Genomic DNA, 23768 nt, shown 5'->3' with positions numbered 1-23768 from the left:
GTGCCATCGAGCGTTTAAATGTTGCCGGCGTTGATCCATTGGACAATGCTGCGCATCGTCAGCTTTCTCCGAGTTCTCCCTCTGTCTCCCTGCGCGGCGCCCGCGCACCAGAGGCGACCACTACTCAGTCGCTTGCCCATAGTGTTAACGGCGCGCCAAATTCTGCACTGCTTGGAATCTCGGTTCCTGAGCTTGTTACTCAGCAGACGCTTTCAGGTATTGCGCCCAAGCTCGAGGACTTTGCGACGGGAAGCAACATGTCGGCAATCGCGGCGCTCATTGTTCGTGTCAATTCTGAGCTTCGCAAAGCGGCCAGAGAGGACATGTGGGCGGCGGTTGGCGCCGATATCGCTGCGCAGGACGCGGCCGCCAAGTCGATTCGAAGCTCAGGGCTCTACCAGTTGTTTGGCTCAATCGTCGCATCGTGTGGCGCTATCGCTGGCGCCGGCATGAACCTCAAGGGTGCTCGCCAGAGCCAATTGCGATTTGAAAGCAATGCACCCAAGGCCCCGCCTGGCCTTGACGCTCACACTCCTGGTGGCATGGGCCATTTCGACTTTACGCGCATGGCTCGCGCGCAAACCGCAGCCGCACAGGCGACCATGAAATGGGGAGGCATGGCCGCCATTGCAACGGAAACGTCCAAGATCGCCGGGGCCGGCATGAACATGGCGTCCACTCAATGTCAGGAAGAAAAAGTGAAGCATGACGCGGATAGCACCAAGGCGAAGGCCCACGCGGAGGACGAAAGGCAATTCATCGATTACTATCAGACGCAGATCCAGGACATGCTGAGCAAGCTTGCGGAGATGCGTAGTGCAGATAGCGAGACGAGGAGCAAACTCGTCAACATGGCCTGAGTGCAACCCATCGTTTAAGCAAACGATGTTTAGACCGGAAGGAAGGTGGAAAATGATCAATGGAACTGCCAGCGTGCCGTCCTACAGTGCGGATTATGCCCTCACAGATGGACAGTCGCTATATTCAACCATGCTGCTGCTCATGATGGAGCGACACGGCATCTACGAGACGGAGCTCCGGGCTGATTATGCCAGCATGCAGGCGCGCAACAATCTTTTGAAAGACATGAATAGTGCATTGGCGACCATGCGGGCCGAAAGGCCAAATGACGAAAAGACTGTCAGATCGTACGGCACCTTTATAGATTCGCAAGGCAAGACCCGAAGCGTTTATGAGTTCGTACAGGCGAATGGCATCGCCATCGAGACCAACTGTAACGACGTGTATGGCATACAGGCGGAGTTCGACGCTGCGATCAACAATGTTAGGGCGGCGATTGATAGCGCCAACAGCGAAGGGCAAATGGCAGTGATTTCGTTGCAAGGGCTTCTGGATAAGCTCAATCAGGTCACTGAATTGACATCTAACGTTCTGTCGAAAGACGAAAAGGCCAAGGAGGCTGTCATTGGCAATATTCGATGATGGGCCAGTATTGACTGAGCTAAGGCTGATTCTGGGTGACGCGGCCTGATCAGGCCGCGTGGCTTTCAGTGGTCGGAATGACCTCTGATGCCGTCAGTAAACTTTACACCGGCAATGACCCCCGGCAACTGATTTGTGATCCTTTCGTTTGCACCGTGCGATGCCGCACCGTGGCGAACACGCTCTCGATCGTACTCGAGGTGCGCAGATGTGTCCAATGCTCGGCAGGGAAGTCGAAGAACGCGAGCCGCGCCTCACGATCCTTGATCAAGCACTCGACCGCAGGTCCGTATTTGGCACGGTATTTCTCGACGAAGGTGTCGATCGCGGTTTCGGCTTTCGCTCGGGCTCGGTGCCAGATTGAAATGGACCCGCGGAGCGGGACCGCTTGAGCCGGTTTGTTAGTTGGAAACTGACCGCTCCTGATTACTTCCTATCACGCTGCCAGAGACGTACGCATACGACGAAGCTTACGATTACCCACATCTTTTGAGGTGCACTGAGCCGAAAAACTTGAGTCGCCAGAATCGCTTGTGATTCTTTGATGGGCACCTGATTCGAGAAGAGGTGCTCTATGGGACTGACTTCACGCGCCCGGGATGAGAAGGCGCATCGGTTGGCGTCTGACGTTGTGACTTGGTTTGACCGTGAAGCTGCGCTGTGCGAATTCCAGGACGCTCATCGATATCGCAACGGGAGCGACACGCTGACTCAAAAATGTGGGTAATCGTAAGAGCTCACCGGATGCGTACAGCCTGATGTCGGTTCCTCGTCCTCCAGCGTCTCCCCTATGTGAACACTCCAGATCGAAGATGCTGACAATGCTCAGACAGAGCTGGCTCCGCAAATTCGGACAGTAGCTTGAGTGGATTTTCTGCCTGAGAGCGGCGAGGATTCTTGCCGCGAATCAGGAGCGAAGATGACGAAGAGGAGTCGCCGGACGCATTCTCCGGCATTCAAGGCAAAGGTGGCTTTGGCGGCCGTGAAGGGGGAGAAGACGTTGGCCGAGCTGGCGCAACTGTTTGATGTCCATCCGAACCAGATCACGACCTGGAAGACCCAACTCCTGGAAGGCGCCGCCGGAGTGTTTGGGCAGGACAACGGACCGGCCGAGGCGCCGGTCGATTTGAAGGCGTTACATGCCAAGATCGGCGAGCTTGCGTTGGAGAACGATTTTTTGTCCGGCGCGCTCACCAAGGCGGGCCTGCTGAGCGCAAAGCGATGATCGACCGCGACCATGATCTGTCTGTCGTGCGCCAGGCGAAGGTCCTGAACCTTGCCCGCAGTACGGTTTACTATGAACCTCGGCCGGTTTCGGCCGAGGACCTTGTCTTGATGCGCCGGCTCGATGAGCTGCACCTCGATTATCCCTTCGCAGGGGCGCGCATGCTGCGATCGCTGTTGCAGCGTGAGGGCATGCAGGTTGGCCGCCGCCACGTCGCGACGCTGATGAAGCGCATGGGGATCGAGGCGATCTATCGCCGTCCGAACACGAGCAAGCCCGCACCGGGCCACAAGATCTACCCGTACCTATTGCGCGGATTGAAGATCGAGCGGCCGAACCAGGTCTGGGCAATGGACATCAGCTACATTCCGATGCGACGTGGATTCGTCTACCTCGCGGCGACCGTCGATGTGTTCAGCCGACGGGTATTGGTCCATCGCGTATCGATCACGATGGAGACGATATTCTGCGTCGAAGCGCTCCAGGAGGCGTTGGCGAAGCACGGCAGGCCCGAGAGTTTCAACACGGATCAGGGTAGCCAGTTCACCAGCCTCGACTTCACCGGCGTGCTGCTGGACGCGAACATCGCCATCAGCATGGACGGCAAGGGTGCCTGGCGCGACAACGTGTTCGTCGAGCGGCTGTGGCGCACTGTCAAATACGAGGAAGTCTATCTGCGTGCTTACGACAGCGTGCTCGAGGCGCGAGCATCGATTTCCAAATATCTGGCGTTCTACAATCGAGGACGTCCTCACTCGAGCCTTGACGAACGCACGCCCGACGAGGCTTACTTCGGCGCGCAAACGATGGTGACGGCCGCATGATCGTCGCCAACGATTTTGCTGCGGCTCTGGTCGAGCTTACGCCCTCCCGACGCCACAGCAAACTCGTAAAGCCCCGCCTTCAGCATAACCCGGCAGGAATCCACTTAATTTTCGCGGGGCGCTGTCCAAACAACCGGGGCCAGCTCTGACCTCTGGTGTCGAAATTGTTCGATGCGATCGATTTCACACTGCCTGTTTTCGCGCTCCCGCCGCATCTCTTGCGCCCGTCGAGCAGTTCCACATTCAGCCGGCCGCCGCTCGAAGCTGGCGCGTTGTACGCCGCCGGCGGCTTAGGGACCGAGATCATCGATCACTTCAACCTCTGACCACCCGAGGGCCGTCGGCGGCTCCCGCATGGCGTATCGCAATGCACTGCTCTCGCGAATATGCAACACCTGCTTACGCTGAGGAATGACGCACGTAAGACACTTGCCTTGCGCTCCAGATGATGAGGGCTGACCTTGTCAGAGATAGGCCTCCTTCGCGGCGTCGCTGTCGACGCAGCTTGGTGGAGGACCAATTGCGTCATAAGGCTCGTGACGGCCGCCCGCGGTTCCGTTGGCCGCTCCAGCCATACGGAAGCGCCGGCGGTGCGATTGGATACGTCGCTTCCGAACAGATCCATCTGCTTCTGTGCCTCCGCTGTCAACAGCGGAGAACAGGAAGATGGAAGTTGAAGAGTACTTGGGCAGAAGCCGGCTGTACCGGCGTCTCAGAAGCGAGCCGCACGGACGGCTCGTCGAGTGCTACGCCGTTCGTCTCGTCGAAGAGAGGCTCGTTCGGCATGGCGCGTGGCGCTGCCTCAACGTAGTTGGCGGGCTCCTGAGTTGGATCGCGGGCCGTCGCTATAAGCTGATTGATCTCGATGAGCAGGTCGTTGAGCAGTACCTCCGACATCGAGGTGGGAGGCAATCTATACAACCCGGCGACCGGGCAGCGCTCAAGCGATGGTTGTCGGTGCTGCGCGAGGAAGGCGCGATCGCGCCGTTGGTGCTACCGCCTCTCACCCCGCACGAACGGATCTTCAAGGAGTTCGATGCCTACCTGCGATCAGAGCGCGGCTTGGCCCCGAAGTCCATCGTACGCCATCTCCCGGTCATCCGCAGGTTTCTGCACGAGGTGTGCTCCGGCGGCGCCGCCGCCCTGTGCAAGATCAACCAAGAGGACGTGATCCGCTACATTGAGTGCCACGCCCGGGATTGGAGCCCGGGAACAGGCAAGGCGATGTGCTGGTCGTTGCGCGCCTTTCTCCGTTACCTCCACCATCGGGGGCTGAACGCGCGCCCGTTGGCGGATTGCGTTCCATCGATGCGGCGATGGAAGCTCGCAACTCTGCCGACCTATCTGCCTGCCGCGCAGGTGCAGAAGGCTCTTGTCGTCCCCGTCACCCTGCGCCTTGATCGACTGCATTTGACGCTTCAGGCGGCGTTTGGCTGGACGAATAGCCACCTCTTCAAGTTCTTCGCTGGTGATGTCCATTGGGGATTCCTGATCCCGACAACGATTACGGCCACCGGCCCATCGATGCCCGCAAGGCGCGCCTCTGCGATATCGTTCATGAGACGGGCGCCAAGACGATCCACTATCTCTATGACTTCGGCGACAGCTGGGACCATGTGATCAAGCTCGAAAAATGGTTCGACGACACGTCGACCGAGGGACTTCCCCTCTTGCTCGAGGCCACCGGTCGTTGTCCTCCGTAAGATGGCGGCGGTGCGCCAGGCTATGCCGAATATCTCGATGCCATCGGCGACCCCTCCCACCCAGAGCACGAACACATGCGCCGCTGGGGTCCCGAACGCTTCGCTCCCAACGTCATCGACCGGAAGGCACTCGAGGCCGCCGTCAACGCTTTGTCCGAAATTTGGAAGCCGCGGCGGCGCGTCACGCGGCTCAAATAGACGTCAAGCGTCGATCAAAAGGGCCGCAGAGCTACGCTTACGGTCCATCGACCTGCGCCTCATTGAGACCCGTCGACTTTGTTTGAGGGGCCTGGCTTCGTGTTTGATTTTCCCGGCGCCGGCTTCGCCGACTTCTTTGTCTCCGAGCTGAAGGCCAACGTCGACGATCCCAAATAGGGGGCGCAGGGTGGCTCCAAGAGCAAACGCCTGCGCTACTTCCTTCAGAGCGAGCTGCGGCACAAGGTTCGTTTCCGAACAGCCTTCATGAAGGCAAGCGCGCTGGGTCTTCTCTCAAGTTTAGCCGGTGATCTCAAGAGGCTGTGCTTTCGCCGCTGATGCTCCTCGCACCGGCTTCAGTGCTCTGCTTCTTTCCGTGCAAGACAGTTAGCGTTCCTTGTTGGAGCGCAGAAAACTTTCCGACGAACAGGCTGACCTCAAAGAAGCGAACCGTTCCGGGCCCCGCTTTTTTTGCGCGATACAGTGCAAGCTCGGCATTTTTCAGGAGCTCATGAGGCGTATTGCCGTCGCGCGGAGCCAACACGATCTCGCCGCTTTCCCGCGCCATATCCGATAGAATGAAACAATCCTGCGGGTTCGCCGCAAGAAGCGCACGATACGAACGCAATGGCCGAGGTGTTTCGAGACCAGCCCCTCAGACAGGTCTGGCCCGAATGAATTTTAAGGGCATTGTCGAGGTTAACACCAACTCCGCTCTGTCGGCGCCCCTGCGCCTTGCCCATAGCACCGCAGCACTTGCGCCGATGATCAGCAGTCTGCGTAGTGTTCCGCTCACCCATTCGAGAGGTCTTACCACCGCTCGAGCATGCCTTCATTCTTCTACTTAGTCGCGACGCTTGCGTCATCCCTCATGGTAAGGTGCGTGTTCCGTCACCTACCAAATATAGTGATTGAGCCGCATGATGATGAAGTGTCACTATTGGTTATGACGACCGATCCGATCGTCAGCATGCGGCAAGATGAACGAACTGAGGGAACTATAATGATCCAAAAAGCGCACACTGCTGAATGGCGCAAATACAGAACGGGTCTCTGGGCGAGAACCTTTCTTCTTATATTGGTCGCGGCGGCGGGCTTGTGCTCCCAGCCGGCGCACGCCAAGCCCGTCCCGTGTCCCTACGATGACGTGATCTGTGACGAGTTCTGTTTCTGTGATGATCGTGGTGGGTGAGTGATCTAGCGCCGGAGGTTGGCTTCGGCCGCGAGGTCGAAGCCAACTCCCTTCGGAATGGTGAGCAACGCCTACAAGGAAAACGTTAAGGCAGTAGCTGCTTTCAGGAGAATTCGATTCTCTCCCCCGGTCAGCGCGTGTCGGCGTTCTCGTATTGCCAGCAGGGCCTGCAGCCCGTCATCAACGCGTCCTTTCACGGAATTATCCCAAATCCGCCTCGCCGGTAACGATCCTTCAGACGTCAACGCGCGGCGCGACGTTGCAGGCATCAGATCCGACGGATTCGTACGAAGCGTACGGATCGTATTCTTCGATAAAGTTAGGCGATTGCCTTCCGCGTCCGATACTGCCGCTTGGGAGTTACAACACAAATAGCAGTCTTGCTGCTAATCCCCTTGCCTGAACTTAGCCAATCAGTCATCAACGCTCGTGTTCATTTTCACAATCCATTCGGCGATCTCGGTGGCAACCCGTTCATCCGTGACGATCCTTCGATGAGTTGCAAAGGTCAACTTATTCAAGAGCCTATGCCAGCGCGAGCGTCGAAAATCGGCATTGTGTAGGGAAGGGTGTCCACGCGATAATGAAACGGCTTGAACGGCATTGGCTTTGACCGGACTGCAATGAAAAGAAAGTCCAATGAAAAGCCTAGCTTTGCGCCCGAATACATGAGGTTGCTCAGTTCATTCAGAAACTGAAATGCCATGGCAATGAAACCCAATAGCGATGGTCGGAAGTAATTCCATATAAGTTTGAACAGTCCTGCGAACAGAAGAACGATGGCTGCAACGAGGAACCACGTTCGATAGGCGTCTAAACTGAACAAGATGCTACAGGTCGCTAGCCCGTCTTATTCATGATTGCCGGGCGGGGCAGCTGGAACATTTCCGGTCGGGGTGAAGGCGCGCGCGAACGCTTCGGCTTTTTCGCCGCTTTTCGACCCGACTTCGTGAACGCGTTGGAGGACGGCAGCGGGGTGACCGGGGGCTCATGCCCCGCGTGTCAGGGTGCTTGCGGGACCAGAGCGTTTGCCAAGCCGCGGAACAGGTCGGCGTCGGGGCACGCCGCAGCGAAGGCGAGACGGACGCGGGTGGCGGTCTCGATGACGCGGGCTGCGATCTTGAGAAGCCTGAGCCTGATCGTGTTGAACTCGGCCGTTGCCAGATCGCGCGGCTTTGGGATGGCATCGCGCACGGCGAGGATGAGCCAATAGGCGGCGGTGTGGAAGACGAGGCGGACCTGGTTGGCGAGCGCCGAGCGGCAACTGGTGCGATCGGAGGCGAGCTGGGTCTTGTGCAGCTTGATCAGGTTCTCGGCCTGTCCGCGAGCGCAATAGAGGCTGTCATAGATCCACTCAGCCGAGCCGATATCCAGGCTGGTGACGACGTAGCGGACGTCGAGCCCTTGTTGGGTTGCCTCGATGCGGGCGACGACGCGGCGCTCACGATGCCAGGAGCCGGCCGCGTGGCGGGTCTCGGTGTAGCCGCGAACCACGATCTTGTTCTCGATCGCACGTTCGGTTCGAAATGCATCACAGACCTCGTCGACCTTTCTGGCGAGCGGCTTCGTGCCGGCTAGCGCGAAGATGTAATCGACGCCGTTTTGCTCGCAAAAAGTCATCGCCTCGGGGCCGGCGTAATGGCTGTCGCCGCGGAAGGTGATACGCGTATCGGGCCAGCGCCGGCGAATGCGCCGAACCAGGCGGCGCAGGTGTGCCCGCACCTCGCGGCCGCTCGGCGTCTTGCCGGGGCGCAGGATGACCGCAACAGGCCGGCTGTGCTCGGTGTCGTAGACGTGGATCGGCAGGAAGCAGTGTTCATCATAATGGGCGTTGAACAGCGAGAGTTGCTGACGGCCATGCACCACGTCGACCGTGTCGTCGATGTCGAGCGTGATTGCGCTCGGCGCTCGCGCGTAGCTGTCCATCCATAGGTCAACCAGCACAGAGCTCTCAGCCGGATCACCTCGCGCAGGTGTGGTGCATTCTCCAGGCGCGATAGGGTCGGCTGCGAACACAGATCCCGGCCAGTGTCCGGCAGTCGGCCGCAAGCCAGCTTGAACGCCGGATCGCCGCGTAAACGATCGAGATCATTGCCATCCTCGTAGCCACACGCGATGGCGAAGATGCGGGCGCGGATCATATCCGCAAGGCTGTGCACGATGCGTCCCGGATCGCGCCGCTCGGGGAATACGCAGGACAACTTCGCGGCCAAGCCGAGGCGCCGGTCCGCCATGGCCAGAAGCATGACGCCGCCATCCGACGTCAGCTTGCCGCCGTCGAACGAGGCTGTGATCTTCTTGCGGGAAACGGCTGGAAATGAGAACGGCAGACTCGTATCGTCGGTCATGGCGAGTGTGGCGGCCCGGATGCGCGGAGGGTGGGTGTCTATCCTACGCCACCTCAGCGGCTTACGCCACGCTCGCCAGCCTCTCAACAAGCCGCTGATGAATAAGACGGGCTAGGCCGGCCGATGAGAATTCTCGGACCCGATTGTGGACAGATTTGTGCTGCGGACGTGAAAGGCCATTTTCGCCCTTGCAGCGCCGTACGAACGGAGCTTGTCACTGATTATCATCACGCGCGGCGACGGAGCTATCGCCAAATTTTGGTGACGGCGCGGCCGGTCAGGCGGCGGCGGTTATGGGCTGACGGTCAGTCGGTTTGGCGATGAGCTCGATCCCGTCGTTGAATGTCACACCGAGAACGAGTTTTGGCAACTGGTTGTGGCCATCGAGACGACGCCGGCTTTTCTGCGCGGCCTCAAGCAGTTTGAAGACCATCGCGAGCGCCGTTCTGTTGGACAGGCAGCCCTTTGATCGGATCGTGCGGTGGCGCACGGTAGCGAAGGTGCTTTCAATGGGATTGGTGGTCCGCAGGTGTTTCCAGTGTTCGGCCGGGAAGTCGTAGAACGCCAGTAGCGTGTCCCGATCCTTGCTCAGGCAGTCGGCCGCCTTCTCGTATTTGGGCGTATAGCTCTCGATGAAGGCGTCGAACGCCAGCTCGGCGGCGGCCTTGGTTTCGGCCATCCAGCTCTCCTGCAACGCGCGTTTGGCTTTAGGCTGCTGGCTCTTCGGCAACTTGGCGATCACGTTGGCGGTCTTGTGTACCCAGCAGCGCTGCTCGCGCGTTTTCGGCCAGACCTCGCCGGCGGCCTTCCAGAACCCGAGCGCGCCGTCGGCGATGGTGAGCCGCGGTGGCACGCCGAGCCCGCGCCGCTTCAGGTCGAGCAGCAGATCGCGCCAGTCCTGCGCGCTCTCGCGGGCGCCATCGGTGAAGCCGACCAGTTCCTTGCGGCCTTCCGGCGTCGCGCCGATCAGCACCAGGATGCACTGCTTTTCGTCTTCGAGGCGTGCTTGGAGATGGATGCCATCGGCCCAGATGTAGACGTAGCGCTTCGCCGACAGATCGCGCCTCTGCCACGCGGTGTGTTCGTCAAGCCAACCGTCCTTCAGACGGCCGATGGCGGATGCCGACAACCCGGCAGCATCCTTGCCGAGCAGCGCCGCCAGAGCCTCGGAGAAGTCGCCGGTGGAGATACCCTTCAGGTAAAGGATCGGCAGCAGCGTCTCGATCGATTTCGAGCGGCGCATGTAGGGCGGCAGGATCGACGGAGAGAACCGGATGCGGTCGGGATCGGTAGCCTCCGCCTCGCGATCGCGTACACGCGGCTGGCGGACGCCGACCGGACCGATACCGGTCATCACCTCGCGTTCCGGCAGGTGACCGTGGCGCACGAGCGCTGGTGGCCGTCCGCAGTCTTCAAATCGGCATGCTTGCCGAGAAAGTCCGCGACCTCGGCCTCGACCGCCTGGGCCAACAGAGCACGCGCCCCATTGCGCAAGATTTCGGTGAGTTGATCGTCGACGTTTCCTGGCTGAATCAACTTGATGATGTTATCTTTGGACACGGCATATCGCTCCTTCGGTGGAGAAGTGGAGGCGTCAAGCACCCCCACGATATGCCGCCTTCCCGATTCCCGCCGTCACCAACTTTCAGCGATAGCTCTGCGGCGACGTGTCGGTGGATTTCAAGAGCTTGTTCAGCAGCACCAAATCTCGTCGACGCTTGATCACGACGTCGAGAACGAGGCCATTCTGGTCGACAGTGCGCCTGAACCAATGTTGTTCGCCGGGATCGCGATAACGACTGCGTCGAGCTGTCATTTGTGGCCGCGAACGGAGCTGGCGAATCCGGTCGGAGTGGACAACGCAAGTACGTTAGATGTCCGACAATGTCGGATGACTGAAATAGCAGTCTCAGGCTAGCATATTGACAGAACACGATTTCTCCTTTGGCACGCCAGATGCTTGGTGTCGTCTATAGAGGCGCATCGACTGAGGAGAAGTCGTCCGATGATCTCGCTCACCGGAAACTCAGACCAGGCAGACGTGGCAGTTGCGATTCTGCCGAAGTCGAATGGCGTGGGGCCTGCTCGCGACATTCGGAATCTGGGCTGCGCGCAAGAATTTCGGCACCGCCCCCATATTCGCAAGTTACTGTCGGCGCGGTTATCCCGAGCAAATTCGAGCCAGTGTGGCTAATTTGATCGCTACGCGGCGCGACGCCCTGGTGGGAATGCCTAGCGTGATGGATGGACTGCAGGAGCGGTGAAGATGACATATCGGGCATCTCGGGCGCGCGGGAGCGCTTGGCAATCAGGCGATCAGCACCGGCTACCTGATGCGCGATCGATCTCCTCTACCGTCGTTATCGGTAGTGGTACGCTCGCTATCAGATGCGCGCAGCTGGCAATTGAGATGGGCCACGTCATTGGTGCGGCGTTGTGTGTCGACGGCGTATTCCGTGATTGGGCTGTTCGCGCGAGCATTCGGTCTGTAGCAAGCGTTGAAGAGCTCTCTTCTTTCTTGAGCGTCGCCTCCGTAGAGTGGATTTTCTCAGTTGCCAATCCCTTCATATTGCCAGCGGATGTATTGGGCCGGGTTCGGCGAGGTGCTTTCAATTACCACGACGGTCCACTGCCACGATACGCGGGAACGCACGCGACGTCCTGGGCGCTGCTGGCGCAGGAGACCGAATACGCCATCACATGGCATCGGATCGATGATGGCGTTGATACGGGAGACATCGTGGTTCAGCGCCAAGTGCTGATTGCGCCCACCGATACGGCACTGTCCCTGAACCTCAAATGTTATGAAGTCGCGATAGAAGGCTTCCGCGAGCTTTTAACTGGCTTAGCGAAGGGAGAGCTTACTAGCTATCCGCAGGCGCTGGTGAGCCGAAGCTACTTTCCGAAACGTAGACGCCCAGATGCGGCAGGCTGTCTGCGATGGGATCGGCCCGCGCAAGATCTGTCAGCGATGACGCGTGCCTTAAACTTTGGGCCATATCATCCCAATTCATTGGGGCTGCCCAAGGCATTCGTGGACGATGAGGTTGTCATAGTCAGCCGGTTGGAGGCGCTGCCTCAACGCTCGGGCCTGCCGGCAGGTTCTCTGCTTGAAGTCCACTCCAGCCACTGGCGGGTGGCGACGGGTACGGAGGATGTCAATGTTTGCTTTGGCAGCTCCGATGGTCAGGTGCTGGACGCGGAAGCCCTCGCCAGGCACTCCAATCTGGATGAAGGTGATCGTCTTCCAATTTTGAGCGAAGATGAGGCGCGGAGCATAACTGCGAGCCATGAATTGCTGGCGCCTTCAGAAGAGTTTTGGGTAAAGCGGCTAGAGCAGCTTAGAATATTGCAGCTTCCTTTCCTGTCGGTGTCCGCGGCTAAGACGCCACCAAGATGGCAGTCGAGTTCGTGGTTTATTGCAAGAGCTTTGGCTAAGTTGTCGCCACATGACCGCACGGAATACTTGGTAACGGCTTGTCTGATCTATCTCGCGCGCATCACGGGAGAAACAGAGCTTCAACTGGGTTGGACGCCAGCATCGGATGGAGCACTAGCTGGCTCCAAAGCGGTGGGCGTGTTGATCTCCTCTGTCGTGCCGATGGAAGTTACTATTGAGCTTGCTAATGATTTTGAAGAAGTGCGCAAAACCGTAGCGGCCGAAATCGCTCAGCTGAGGGAGCACGGTAGCTTTGCTCGGGATCTTACCGTGCGCTGCCCGGCATTTCGGGGTGTGGAGGCGCTACAGTCGAAGCAGCCCTGGCCGATTGGCATCATAATCACCACAGACGGCGGTTCTGGCGCTGGCGATCTGAACACAAGCCCAAGTGCTGGGGAGGTCCTATCCGGCGATTTGCTGACGTTTGAGGTTTCCGCTCTGGATGGGAGCCTTCGATGGCATTTTGATGCAAGTCGGCTAGAGCCGAAGCAGATCGACCGCATGACGCAGCATTTGCAAACTTTGTTATATGGTGTGACGGCCGATGCCGGGCAGCCGGTCGGCCGCATCGACATCCTGCCGGCCGACGAACGCAGCTATTTGCTGGAGGAGTTGAACCGGACGGCGGCGCCGTATCCGTCAGACAAGTGCATCCACGAGCTGTTCGAGCAACAGGTCCGGCGCGCACCCGAAGCGGTCGCGCTCGTCCATGAGGACGAGCGCTTGAGCTATGGCGAGCTCAATGCGCAGGCCAACCGGCTGGCGCATCATCTGATCGCGCTCGGGGTCAGGCCGGATCAGCCGGTGGCGATCTGCCTTGCGCGCAGCCCGGCGATGGTGGTGGGGCTCTTGGCGATCCTGAAGGCGGGCGGCGCCTATCTGCCGCTGGATCCGGCCTATCCGTCTCAGCGGCTGCGTCAGGTGCTGGGCGATGCCGCGCCGCAGCTGCTGCTTTGTGATGCGGCCGGCCGCGCCGCGCTCGGCACCGAGGCGCTGGCCGATGTGACGGCGCTCGATCTGGATGCGGCCACCCCGCCCTGGGCCGCGCTGGCTGTCTCTGATCCCGAGCCGCGCGCCCTCGGCCTCACATCGCGCCATCTCGCCTACATCATCTACACCTCTGGCTCAACCGGTACCCCCAAGGGGGCAAAGAATGAGCATCGGGGTATTATCAATCGCCTGGTCTGGATGCAGAAAGCCTACGCTCTCGATACGCCTGATGTCGTCTTGCAGAAGACGCCATTTGGCTTCGATGTCTCGGCTTGGGAATTCTTCTGGACGTTGCTTGAAGGGGCGACCCTGGTGCTGGCACCTCCGTCTGCACATAAAGACCCCGATGCGCTTGTAAACCTTATAATCAGTCAGCGCATTACCACTGCACACTTTGTACCATCCATGCTTGTCAGCTTCATGGACACGAAGGGTGTTGATCGCTGCAGCTCGCTGCAGCGTCTCCTGTGCAGTGGCGAGGCGCTTCCTGCCTCCGTTGTGCACAAGGTTCGGCGTGTATTGCCTTGGATTGGTCTGCACAATCTATATGGCCCCACGGAAGCTGCTATCGACGCTACAGCCTGGAGTTGTCCGGCAGATTTTGATGGGGCATCGATCCCGATTGGCCGTCCGATTGCCAACACGCGTGTGTATCTGCTGGACGGCCATGGCGCGCCTGTGCCGTTTGGTGCGGTGGGTGAGCTTTACATCGGCGGAGCGGGGGTTGCGCGTGGCTATCTGAACCGGCCGGAGCTAACGGCAGAGCGGTTCATCACCAGTCCCTTTGTGGACGGCGATCGGCTGTACAGGACCGGCGACCTGGCGCGCTATTTGCCGGACGGCAATCTGGAGTTCCTGGGCCGCAATGACGACCAGGTGAAGATCCGCGGCTTCCGCATCGAGCCGGGCGAGATCGCGGCACGGCTGGTCGAGCACGCCTGGGTGGGCGATGCGGTGGTGGTGGCGCGCGAGGATCACACTGGCGAGAAGCAGCTTGTGGCCTATGTGGTGACTGCGTCCGAGCCTGGATCGGACAAGGCAGATGGCGACGCACTGGCCGGCACCTTGCGCGCGCATGTGAGTGCGCAGCTGCCGGACTACATGGTGCCGTCGGCGTTCGTGCGGCTATCGGCACTGCCGCTGACGGTGAACGGCAAGCTCGATCGCCAGGCGCTGCCGGCGCCCGCTGACGATGCCTATGCGCGGGCCGCCTATGAGGCGCCGCGCGGCGCGACCGAGACGGCGCTGGCAGAGATCTGGGCGGAGCTTCTCGGGGTCGAGCGGGTCGGACGCCACGACAACTTCTTCGAGCTCGGCGGCCACTCGCTCCTGGCAGTGCAGCTCTTGAGCCGGCTGTCGCAGGCTGTTGGCGTCGCACTGCCGCTGACGGAGCTGTTTGCCAAACCGGTGCTGGCGGAGCTGGCGGCAAGCCTCGTGGAGGTGTTGAGCCGCTCCGGTTCGCAAGAGCTGCCGGCGATTGCGGCCGTGTCGCGTCATGAGCCGTTGGTGCTGTCGTTTGCGCAGCAGCGGCTGTGGTTTTTGGCGCAGTTGGATGAGGGCAGCACGAACTACCACATTCCGCTGGCCTGGCGGCTGCGTGGGGCGCTCGACCGCAGCGCCTGGCAGCGCAGCCTTGATCGTTTGTTTGCCCGGCACGAGGCGCTGCGCAGTATCTTTGTCGCACCGGAGGGCAAGCCCCGGGTTGAGGTTCTACCGGCGGATGCGGGGCTGCCGGTGCTCGAGCACGATCTGCGGGGCCGGCCGGATGCTGAGGCGGCGCTTCTGAAGCTGTGCCATGAAGAGGCCGGCACGCCGTTCGATCTTGCGCGCGGGCCGCTGATCCGCGGGCGTCTGATCCGGATGTCGGATGAGGAACACGTCGTCCTGCTGACCCAGCATCACATCATCTCGGACGGCTGGTCGCTGGGCGTGCTGGTGCGTGAACTCAGTCAGCTTTACCGGGCGTTTGAGGCTGGACAGGACGATCCCTTGCCGCCGCTGGCAATCCAGTACCCTGATTATGCCGTCTGGCAACGGCAGTGGCTGTCGGGGGAACGGCTGCAGAAGCAGGCGCAGTATTGGCGCGACACCCTGTCGGGTGCTCCGGCCCGTCTTGCGCTGCCGACGGACCGGCCGCGGCCGGCCCAGCAGTCGTTTGCCGGGGCCAGTATTCCTGTTGTCATCGATGCGGATCTGACGCGGGACTTGAAGCGGCTGAGCCGGCAGCATGGCACGACGTTGTTCATGACGGTGCTGGCGGGCTGGGCGGCGGTGCTGTCGCGTCTGTCGGGGCAGCATGACGTTGTGATCGGCGTGCCGAGCGCCAATCGCGGCCGGCGCGAGATTGAAGGGTTGATCGGCTTCTTCGTCAACACCCTGGCGCTTCGGCTGGACCTGTCGGGCGAGCCGAGCGTGTTGCAGCTTCTGGAACGGACGCGGCGCACGGCACTGGCTGCGCAGGAGCATCAGGACCTGCCGTTCGAGCAGGTCGTCGAGATCGTCAAGCCGCCCCGGCATCTCGATCACACGCCGTTGTTCCAGGTGATGTTGGCCTGGCAGAACAACGCCGTCAGGTCGTTCGACCTTGCCGGGTTGAGCGTGGAGGCTGCCGGGGAAGGGCTCAATCAGGTCAAGTTCGATCTGGAGCTGAGTCTAAGCGAATGTGATGAGGTCATAACCGGAAGGTTTGATTATGCCACGGCGCTGTTCGATCAGGCGACGATCGAGCGGCAGCGTGGTTATCTGCTGGCGCTGCTGCGGGCGATGGTTGCCGATGCCGGGCAGCCGGTCGGCCGCATCGACATCCTGCCGGCCGACGAACGCAGCTATTTGCTGGAGGAGTTGAACCGGACGACGGCGCCGTATCCGTCAGACAAGTGCATCCACGAGCTGTTCGAGCAACAGGTCCGGCGCGCACCCGAAGCGGTCGCGCTCGTCCATGAGGACGAGCGCCTGAGCTATGGCGAGCTCAATGCGCAGGCCAACCGGCTGGCGCATCATCTGATCGCGCTCGGGGTCAGGCCGGATCAGCCGGTGGCGATCTGCCTTGCGCGCAGCCCGGCGATGGTGGTGGGGCTCTTGGCGATCCTGAAGGCGGGCGGCGCCTATCTGCCGCTGGATCCGGCCTATCCGTCTCAGCGGCTGCGTCAGGTGCTGGGCGATGCCGCGCCGCAGCTGCTGCTTTGTGATGCGGCCGGCCGCGCCGCGCTCGGCACCGAGGCGCTGGCCGATGTGACGGCGCTCGATCTGGATGCGGCCACCCCGCCCTGGGCCGCGCTGGCTGTCTCTGATCCCGAGCCGCGCGCCCTCGGCCTCACATCGCGCCATCTCGCCTACATCATCTACACCTCTGGCTCAACCGGTACCCCCAAAGGCGTCATGGTCGAGCATCGCGGACTGGTGAACTATTTGCATTGGTCGAATCGCCGTCATTGCGAACGAGCTGCGAATGGCTCGCTGATGCTGCTGTCGTTTAGCTTTGACGGCAGCATCACGACCTTGTTTGGGCCTTTGCTGGTCGGTACCAAGCTGCGCATTCCAAACCAGACTGTCCCAATAGATGGGCTTGCCGCTGTCGACGATGGCCAGACCTATGATCTGATCAAGCTGACGCCTTCGCATCTAAGCATGCTGAACAAACGGCTCGAAGCCGACAAAGCGGCGGCTCCCACAAGAGTGCTCATGGTCGGGGGCGAGGCCCTAATTCCGGCAGACATGCAGTTTTGGCAAGAGCGTTTTCCGAGCGTGCGTCTGATCAATCATTTTGGTCCGACGGAAGCAACGGTTGGATGTGCCACATTCGAGATATCCAAATCCGTCGAGGGGCTGGCATCGATCCCGATTGGCCGTCCGATTGCCAACACGCGTGTGTATCTGCTGGACGGCCATGGCGCGCCTGTGCCGTTTGGTGCGGTGGGTGAGCTTTACATCGGCGGAGCGGGGGTTGCGCGTGGCTATCTGAACCGGCCGGAGCTAACGGCAGAGCGGTTCATCACCAGTCCCTTTGTGGACGGCGATCGGCTGTACAGGACCGGCGACCTGGCGCGCTATTTGCCGGACGGCAATCTGGAGTTCCTGGGCCGCAATGACGACCAGGTGAAGATCCGCGGCTTCCGCATCGAGCCGGGCGAGATCGCGGCACGGCTGGTCGAGCACGCCTGGGTGGGCGATGCGGTGGTGGTGGCGCGCGAGGATCACACTGGCGAGAAGCAGCTTGTGGCCTATGTGGTGACTGCGTCCGAGCCTGGATCGGACAAGGCAGATGGCGACGCACTGGCCGGCACCTTGCGCGCGCATGTGAGTGCGCAGCTGCCGGACTACATGGTGCCGTCGGCGTTCGTGCGGCTATCGGCACTGCCGCTGACGGTGAACGGCAAGCTCGATCGCCAGGCGCTGCCGGCGCCCGCTGACGATGCCTATGCGCGGGCCGCCTATGAGGCGCCGCGCGGCGCGACCGAGACGGCGCTGGCAGAGATCTGGGCGGAGCTTCTCGGGGTCGAGCGGGTCGGACGCCACGACAACTTCTTCGAGCTCGGCGGCCACTCGCTCCTGGCAGTGCAGCTCTTGAGCCGGCTGTCGCAGGCTGTTGGCGTCGCACTGCCGCTGACGGAGCTGTTTGCCAAACCGGTGCTGGCGGAGCTGGCGGCAAGCCTCGTGGAGGTGTTGAGCCGCTCCGGTTCGCAAGAGCTGCCGGCGATTGCGGCCGTGTCGCGTCATGAGCCGTTGGTGCTGTCGTTTGCGCAGCAGCGGCTGTGGTTTTTGGCGCAGTTGGATGAGGGCAGCACGAACTACCACATTCCGCTGGCCTGGCGGCTGCGTGGGGCGCTCGACCGCAGCGCCTGGCAGCGCAGCCTTGATCGTTTGTTTGCCCGGCACGAGGCGCTGCGCAGTATCTTTGTCGCACCGGAGGGCAAGCCCCGGGTTGAGGTTCTACCGGCGGATGCGGGGCTGCCGGTGCTCGAGCACGATCTGCGGGGCCGGCCGGATGCTGAGGCGGCGCTTCTGAAGCTGTGCCATGAAGAGGCCGGCACGCCGTTCGATCTTGCGCGCGGGCCGCTGATCCGCGGGCGTCTGATCCGGATGTCGGATGAGGAACACGTCGTCCTGCTGACCCAGCATCACATCATCTCGGACGGCTGGTCGCTGGGCGTGCTGGTGCGTGAACTCAGTCAGCTTTACCGGGCGTTTGAGGCTGGACAGGACGATCCCTTGCCGCCGCTGGCAATCCAGTACCCTGATTATGCCGTCTGGCAACGGCAGTGGCTGTCGGGGGAACGGCTGCAGAAGCAGGCGCAGTATTGGCGCGACACCCTGTCGGGTGCTCCGGCCCGTCTTGCGCTGCCGACGGACCGGCCGCGGCCGGCCCAGCAGTCGTTTGCCGGGGCCAGTATTCCTGTTGTCATCGATGCGGATCTGACGCGGGACTTGAAGCGGCTGAGCCGGCAGCATGGCACGACGTTGTTCATGACGGTGCTGGCGGGCTGGGCGGCGGTGCTGTCGCGTCTGTCGGGGCAGCATGACGTTGTGATCGGCGTGCCGAGCGCCAATCGCGGCCGGCGCGAGATTGAAGGGTTGATCGGCTTCTTCGTCAACACCCTGGCGCTTCGGCTGGACCTGTCGGGCGAGCCGAGCGTGTTGCAGCTTCTGGAACGGACGCGGCGCACGGCACTGGCTGCGCAGGAGCATCAGGACCTGCCGTTCGAGCAGGTCGTCGAGATCGTCAAGCCGCCCCGGCATCTCGATCACACGCCGTTGTTCCAGGTGATGTTGGCCTGGCAGAACAACGCCGTCAGGTCGTTCGACCTTGCCGGGTTGAGCGTGGAGGCTGCCGGGGAAGGGCTCAATCAGGTCAAGTTCGATCTGGAGCTGAGTCTAAGCGAATGTGATGAGGTCATAACCGGAAGGTTTGATTATGCCACGGCGCTGTTCGATCAGGCGACGATCGAGCGGCAGCGTGGTTATCTGCTGGCGCTGCTGCGGGCGATGGTTGCCGATGCCGGGCAGCCGGTCGGCCGCATCGACATCCTGCCGGCCGACGAACGCAGCTATTTGCTGGAGGAGTTGAACCGGACGGCGGCGCCGTATCCGTCAGACAAGTGCATCCACGAGCTGTTCGAGCAACAGGTCCGGCGCGCACCCGAAGCGGTCGCGCTCGTCCATGAGGACGAGCGCCTGAGCTATGGCGAGCTCAATGCGCAGGCCAACCGGCTGGCGCATCATCTGATCGCGCTCGGGGTCAGGCCGGATCAGCCGGTGGCGATCTGCCTTGCGCGCAGCCCGGCGATGGTGGTGGGGCTCTTGGCGATCCTGAAGGCGGGCGGCGCCTATCTGCCGCTGGATCCGGCCTATCCGTCTCAGCGGCTGCGTCAGGTGCTGGGCGATGCCGCGCCGCAGCTGCTGCTTTGTGATGCGGCCGGCCGCGCCGCGCTCGGCACCGAGGCGCTGGCCGATGTGACGGCGCTCGATCTGGATGCGGCCACCCCGCCCTGGGCCGCGCTGGCTGTCTCTGATCCCGAGCCGCGCGCCCTCGGCCTCACATCGCGCCATCTCGCCTACATCATCTACACCTCTGGCTCAACCGGTACCCCCAAAGGCGTCATGGTCGAGCATCAAAGCGCCGTGAACCTGCTGCATTGGAGCAGCGGCGTATTTGCGGAGTCAGAGATTAGCCGCACACTGTTTTCGACCTCGATCAGTTTTGATCTGTCTGTCTATGAGTGCTTCGTACCGCTGTCGCAAGGAGGCGCCCTGTGTCTTGTCGAGGATGCACTGGCGCTGGCGCAGACGTCCTTGGATGTTTCCTTGATCAACACCGTCCCCTCGGCGATCGCCGCCCTTGTCGACCAAAAAGCCGTGCCGGCTTCGACAAGCGTCATCAATTTGGCCGGTGAGCCGCTGACGGCAGGTCTGATCGAGAGGGTCTTCGAGGGCAGTGATGTAGAGAAAGTCTGTAACCTGTACGCTCCATCGGAAACGACGACTTATTCGACCTGGATTTGCATGCCCAGGAGAGAGGCTGTCGTTGAAACGATTGGCCGTCCGATTGCCAACACGCGTGTGTATCTGCTGGACGGCCATGGCGCGCCTGTGCCGTTTGGTGCGGTGGGTGAGCTTTACATCGGCGGAGCGGGGGTTGCGCGTGGCTATCTGAACCGGCCGGAGCTAACGGCAGAGCGGTTCATCACCAGTCCCTTTGTGGACGGCGATCGGCTGTACAGGACCGGCGACCTGGCGCGCTATTTGCCGGACGGCAATCTGGAGTTCCTGGGCCGCAATGACGACCAGGTGAAGATCCGCGGCTTCCGCATCGAGCCGGGCGAGATCGCGGCACGGCTGGTCGAGCACGCCTGGGTGGGCGATGCGGTGGTGGTGGCGCGCGAGGATCACACTGGCGAGAAGCAGCTTGTGGCCTATGTGGTGACTGCGTCCGAGCCTGGATCGGACAAGGCAGATGGCGACGCACTGGCCGGCACCTTGCGCGCGCATGTGAGTGCGCAGCTGCCGGACTACATGGTGCCGTCGGCGTTCGTGCGGCTATCGGCACTGCCGCTGACGGTGAACGGCAAGCTCGATCGCCAGGCGCTGCCGGCGCCCGCTGACGATGCCTATGCGCGGGCCGCCTATGAGGCGCCGCGCGGCGCGACCGAGACGGCGCTGGCAGAGATCTGGGCGGAGCTTCTCGGGGTCGAGCGGGTCGGACGCCACGACAACTTCTTCGAGCTCGGCGGCCACTCGCTCCTGGCAGTGCAGCTCTTGAGCCGGCTGTCGCAGGCTGTTGGCGTCGCACTGCCGCTGACGGAGCTGTTTGCCAAACCGGTGCTGGCGGAGCTGGCGGCAAGCCTCGTGGAGGTGTTGAGCCGCTCCGGTTCGCAAGAGCTGCCGGCGATTGCGGCCGTGTCGCGTCATGAGCCGTTGGTGCTGTCGTTTGCGCAGCAGCGGCTGTGGTTTTTGGCGCAGTTGGATGAGGGCAGCACGAACTACCACATTCCGCTGGCCTGGCGGCTGCGTGGGGCGCTCGACCGCAGCGCCTGGCAGCGCAGCCTTGATCGTTTGTTTGCCCGGCACGAGGCGCTGCGCAGTATCTTTGTCGCACCGGAGGGCAAGCCCCGGGTTGAGGTTCTACCGGCGGATGCGGGGCTGCCGGTGCTCGAGCACGATCTGCGGGGCCGGCCGGATGCTGAGGCGGCGCTTCTGAAGCTGTGCCATGAAGAGGCCGGCACGCCGTTCGATCTTGCGCGCGGGCCGCTGATCCGCGGGCGTCTGATCCGGATGTCGGATGAGGAACACGTCGTCCTGCTGACCCAGCATCACATCATCTCGGACGGCTGGTCGCTGGGCGTGCTGGTGCGTGAACTCAGTCAGCTTTACCGGGCGTTTGAGGCTGGACAGGACGATCCCTTGCCGCCGCTGGCAATCCAGTACCCTGATTATGCCGTCTGGCAACGGCAGTGGCTGTCGGGGGAACGGCTGCAGAAGCAGGCGCAGTATTGGCGCGACACCCTGTCGGGTGCTCCGGCCCGTCTTGCGCTGCCGACGGACCGGCCGCGGCCGGCCCAGCAGTCGTTTGCCGGGGCCAGTATTCCTGTTGTCATCGATGCGGATCTGACGCGGGACTTGAAGCGGCTGAGCCGGCAGCATGGCACGACGTTGTTCATGACGGTGCTGGCGGGCTGGGCGGCGGTGCTGTCGCGTCTGTCGGGGCAGCATGACGTTGTGATCGGCGTGCCGAGCGCCAATCGCGGCCGGCGCGAGATTGAAGGGTTGATCGGCTTCTTCGTCAACACCCTGGCGCTTCGGCTGGACCTGTCGGGCGAGCCGAGCGTGTTGCAGCTTCTGGAACGGACGCGGCGCACGGCACTGGCTGCGCAGGAGCATCAGGACCTGCCGTTCGAGCAGGTCGTCGAGATCGTCAAGCCGCCCCGGCATCTCGATCACACGCCGTTGTTCCAGGTGATGTTGGCCTGGCAGAACAACGCCGTCAGGTCGTTCGACCTTGCCGGGTTGAGCGTGGAGGCTGCCGGGGAAGGGCTCAATCAGGTCAAGTTCGATCTGGAGCTGAGTCTAAGCGAATGTGATGAGGTCATAACCGGAAGGTTTGATTATGCCACGGCGCTGTTCGATCAGGCGACGATCGAGCGGCAGCGTGGTTATCTGCTGGCGCTGCTGCGGGCGATGGTTGCCGATGCCGGGCAGCCGGTCGGCCGCATCGACATCCTGCCGGCCGACGAACGCAGCTATTTGCTGGAGGAGTTGAACCGGACGACGGCGCCGTATCCGTCAGACAAGTGCATCCACGAGCTGTTCGAGCAACAGGTCCGGCGCGCACCCGAAGCGGTCGCGCTCGTCCATGAGGACGAGCGCCTGAGCTATGGCGAGCTCAATGCGCAGGCCAACCGGCTGGCGCATCATCTGATCGCGCTCGGGGTCAGGCCGGATCAGCCGGTGGCGATCTGCCTTGCGCGCAGCCCGGCGATGGTGGTGGGGCTCTTGGCGATCCTGAAGGCGGGCGGCGCCTATCTGCCGCTGGATCCGGCCTATCCGTCTCAGCGGCTGCGTCAGGTGCTGGGCGATGCCGCGCCGCAGCTGCTGCTTTGTGATGCGGCCGGCCGCGCCGCGCTCGGCACCGAGGCGCTGGCCGATGTGACGGCGCTCGATCTGGATGCGGCCACCCCGCCCTGGGCCGCGCTGGCTGTCTCTGATCCCGAGCCGCGCGCCCTCGGCCTCACATCGCGCCATCTCGCCTACATCATCTACACCTCTGGCTCAACCGGTACCCCCAAAGGCGTCATGGTCGAGCATCGCGGACTGGTGAATCATACGACCTGGCAGGTCAACCAATTCCAATTCACTGTCCACGACATCTTCTTGCAGCGAACCTCTTTCGCTTTTGATGCTGCCGGATGGGAGCTATGGACAGCTTTGTCGACTGGCGCACGTGTGATCTTTCTTCCTCTCGACCGGCAATCAGACATTCGAACCATTTTAGATCTTTTGCACAAGTATGCAGTCACAGTTCTGCAAGTGGTTCCGTCACTCCTTTCAGCATTGCTTACGGGCGCTGACGTTGAGCAGCAGCGAATCGCTTCTTTACGCTACCTCTTCTGTGGTGGAGAGCTCCTCAGAAAAGAGTTAGCCAACAGATGGCTGCAATTGGGGGCAAAGGCACTTGTCAATCTCTATGGCCCTACCGAGTCAACAATTGACGCGGCGGCCTGGCTTTGTCGTGCTAAGTTTGACGGGGAAGTTGTCCCGATTGGCCGTCCGATTGCCAACACGCGTGTGTATCTGCTGGACGGCCATGGCGCGCCTGTGCCGTTTGGTGCGGTGGGTGAGCTTTACATCGGCGGAGCGGGGGTTGCGCGTGGCTATCTGAACCGGCCGGAGCTAACGGCAGAGCGGTTCTAACGGCG

General features: G+C 61.6%; 9 protein-coding genes and 5 pseudogenes. 7 read left to right on the top strand and 7 right to left on the bottom strand.

Features of this window, described 5'->3' with window-relative positions; translation table 11 throughout:
* Nucleotides 1-38: 38 nt before the first annotated feature.
* Together HAP41_RS47350 and HAP41_RS47345 are read left to right on the top strand one after the other, a co-directional pair.
* A complete protein-coding gene (locus HAP41_RS47350; protein ID WP_166106960.1) occupies nucleotides 39-860 on the top strand; it encodes a hypothetical protein in 822 nt (273 codons plus the stop codon).
* Between the two features lie 52 nt (nucleotides 861-912).
* A complete protein-coding gene (locus HAP41_RS47345) occupies nucleotides 913-1443 on the top strand; it encodes a hypothetical protein (protein WP_166106957.1) in 531 nt (176 codons plus the stop codon).
* Nucleotides 1444-1582: 139 nt separating this feature from the next.
* Here HAP41_RS47345 and HAP41_RS47340 read toward each other — a convergent pair.
* A pseudogene (locus tag HAP41_RS47340) lies at nucleotides 1583-1789 on the bottom strand (transposase); the annotation flags it as partial.
* Nucleotides 1790-2362: 573 nt separating this feature from the next.
* Between HAP41_RS47340 and HAP41_RS47335 the strand changes: the two are divergent.
* Together HAP41_RS47335 and HAP41_RS47330 are read left to right on the top strand one after the other, a co-directional pair.
* Nucleotides 2363-3492, top strand: a protein-coding gene (locus HAP41_RS47335) for an IS3 family transposase (protein WP_166106955.1) whose coding sequence is annotated in 2 segments (ribosomal slippage) — nucleotides 2363-2615 and nucleotides 2615-3492 — 1131 coding nt in all. Because the reading frame shifts where the segments join, the coding sequence is not laid out codon by codon here.
* 164 nt (nucleotides 3493-3656) lie between these two features.
* The gene (locus HAP41_RS47330; protein ID WP_166106953.1) at nucleotides 3657-3818 is read left to right on the top strand and encodes a hypothetical protein; all 162 of its coding nucleotides are present in this window, start codon (nucleotides 3657-3659) and stop codon (nucleotides 3816-3818) included.
* Between the two features lie 319 nt (nucleotides 3819-4137).
* Here the strand turns inward: HAP41_RS47330 and HAP41_RS47320 are convergent, their stop codons facing one another.
* Entirely contained in the window at nucleotides 4138-4389 is a 252-nt protein-coding gene (locus HAP41_RS47320; RefSeq protein WP_224581149.1) for a hypothetical protein, read from the bottom strand.
* A 60-nt stretch (nucleotides 4390-4449) separates the two neighbouring features.
* Here HAP41_RS47320 and HAP41_RS50885 point away from each other — a divergent pair, with 60 nt between their 5' ends.
* Together HAP41_RS50885 and HAP41_RS47310 are read left to right on the top strand one after the other, a co-directional pair.
* Entirely contained in the window at nucleotides 4450-5112 is a 663-nt protein-coding gene (locus HAP41_RS50885; RefSeq protein ID WP_414643406.1) for an IS1096 element passenger TnpR family protein, read from the top strand.
* Nucleotides 5013-5393: pseudogene (locus HAP41_RS47310) on the top strand (plasmid pRiA4b ORF-3 family protein). Before HAP41_RS50885 ends, HAP41_RS47310 begins: the two are co-directional and overlap by 100 nt.
* A gap of 310 nt (nucleotides 5394-5703) precedes the next feature.
* Here HAP41_RS47310 and HAP41_RS47305 read toward each other — a convergent pair.
* From HAP41_RS47305 to HAP41_RS47290, 5 genes and pseudogenes are all read right to left on the bottom strand, one after another.
* A complete protein-coding gene (locus HAP41_RS47305; protein WP_166106850.1) occupies nucleotides 5704-6018 on the bottom strand; it encodes a hypothetical protein in 315 nt (104 codons plus the stop codon).
* A gap of 1566 nt (nucleotides 6019-7584) precedes the next feature.
* Nucleotides 7585-8930: pseudogene (locus tag HAP41_RS47300) on the bottom strand (IS1380 family transposase).
* Nucleotides 8931-9047: 117 nt separating this feature from the next.
* A pseudogene (locus tag HAP41_RS50880) lies at nucleotides 9048-9167 on the bottom strand (IS6 family transposase); the annotation flags it as partial.
* 40 nt (nucleotides 9168-9207) lie between these two features.
* A pseudogene (locus HAP41_RS47295) lies at nucleotides 9208-10490 on the bottom strand (IS256 family transposase).
* A gap of 85 nt (nucleotides 10491-10575) precedes the next feature.
* On the bottom strand, nucleotides 10576-10746 hold the full coding sequence (locus HAP41_RS47290; protein WP_166106951.1) for a hypothetical protein: 171 nt from the start codon (nucleotides 10744-10746) through the stop codon (nucleotides 10576-10578).
* Nucleotides 10747-11340: 594 nt separating this feature from the next.
* Between HAP41_RS47290 and HAP41_RS47285 the strand changes: the two genes are divergently transcribed.
* Entirely contained in the window at nucleotides 11341-23763 is a 12423-nt protein-coding gene (locus HAP41_RS47285) for a non-ribosomal peptide synthetase (protein WP_248577267.1), read from the top strand.
* Nucleotides 23764-23768: the final 5 nt, after the last annotated feature.

Origin of the sequence: Bradyrhizobium barranii subsp. apii (assembly GCF_011516635.5) — a bacterium.
Taxonomy (GTDB): Bacteria; Pseudomonadota; Alphaproteobacteria; order Rhizobiales; family Xanthobacteraceae; genus Bradyrhizobium; species Bradyrhizobium barranii.
Note: the sequence above shows the minus strand (reverse complement) of the source record. Positions and strands in the feature narration are given on the sequence as shown.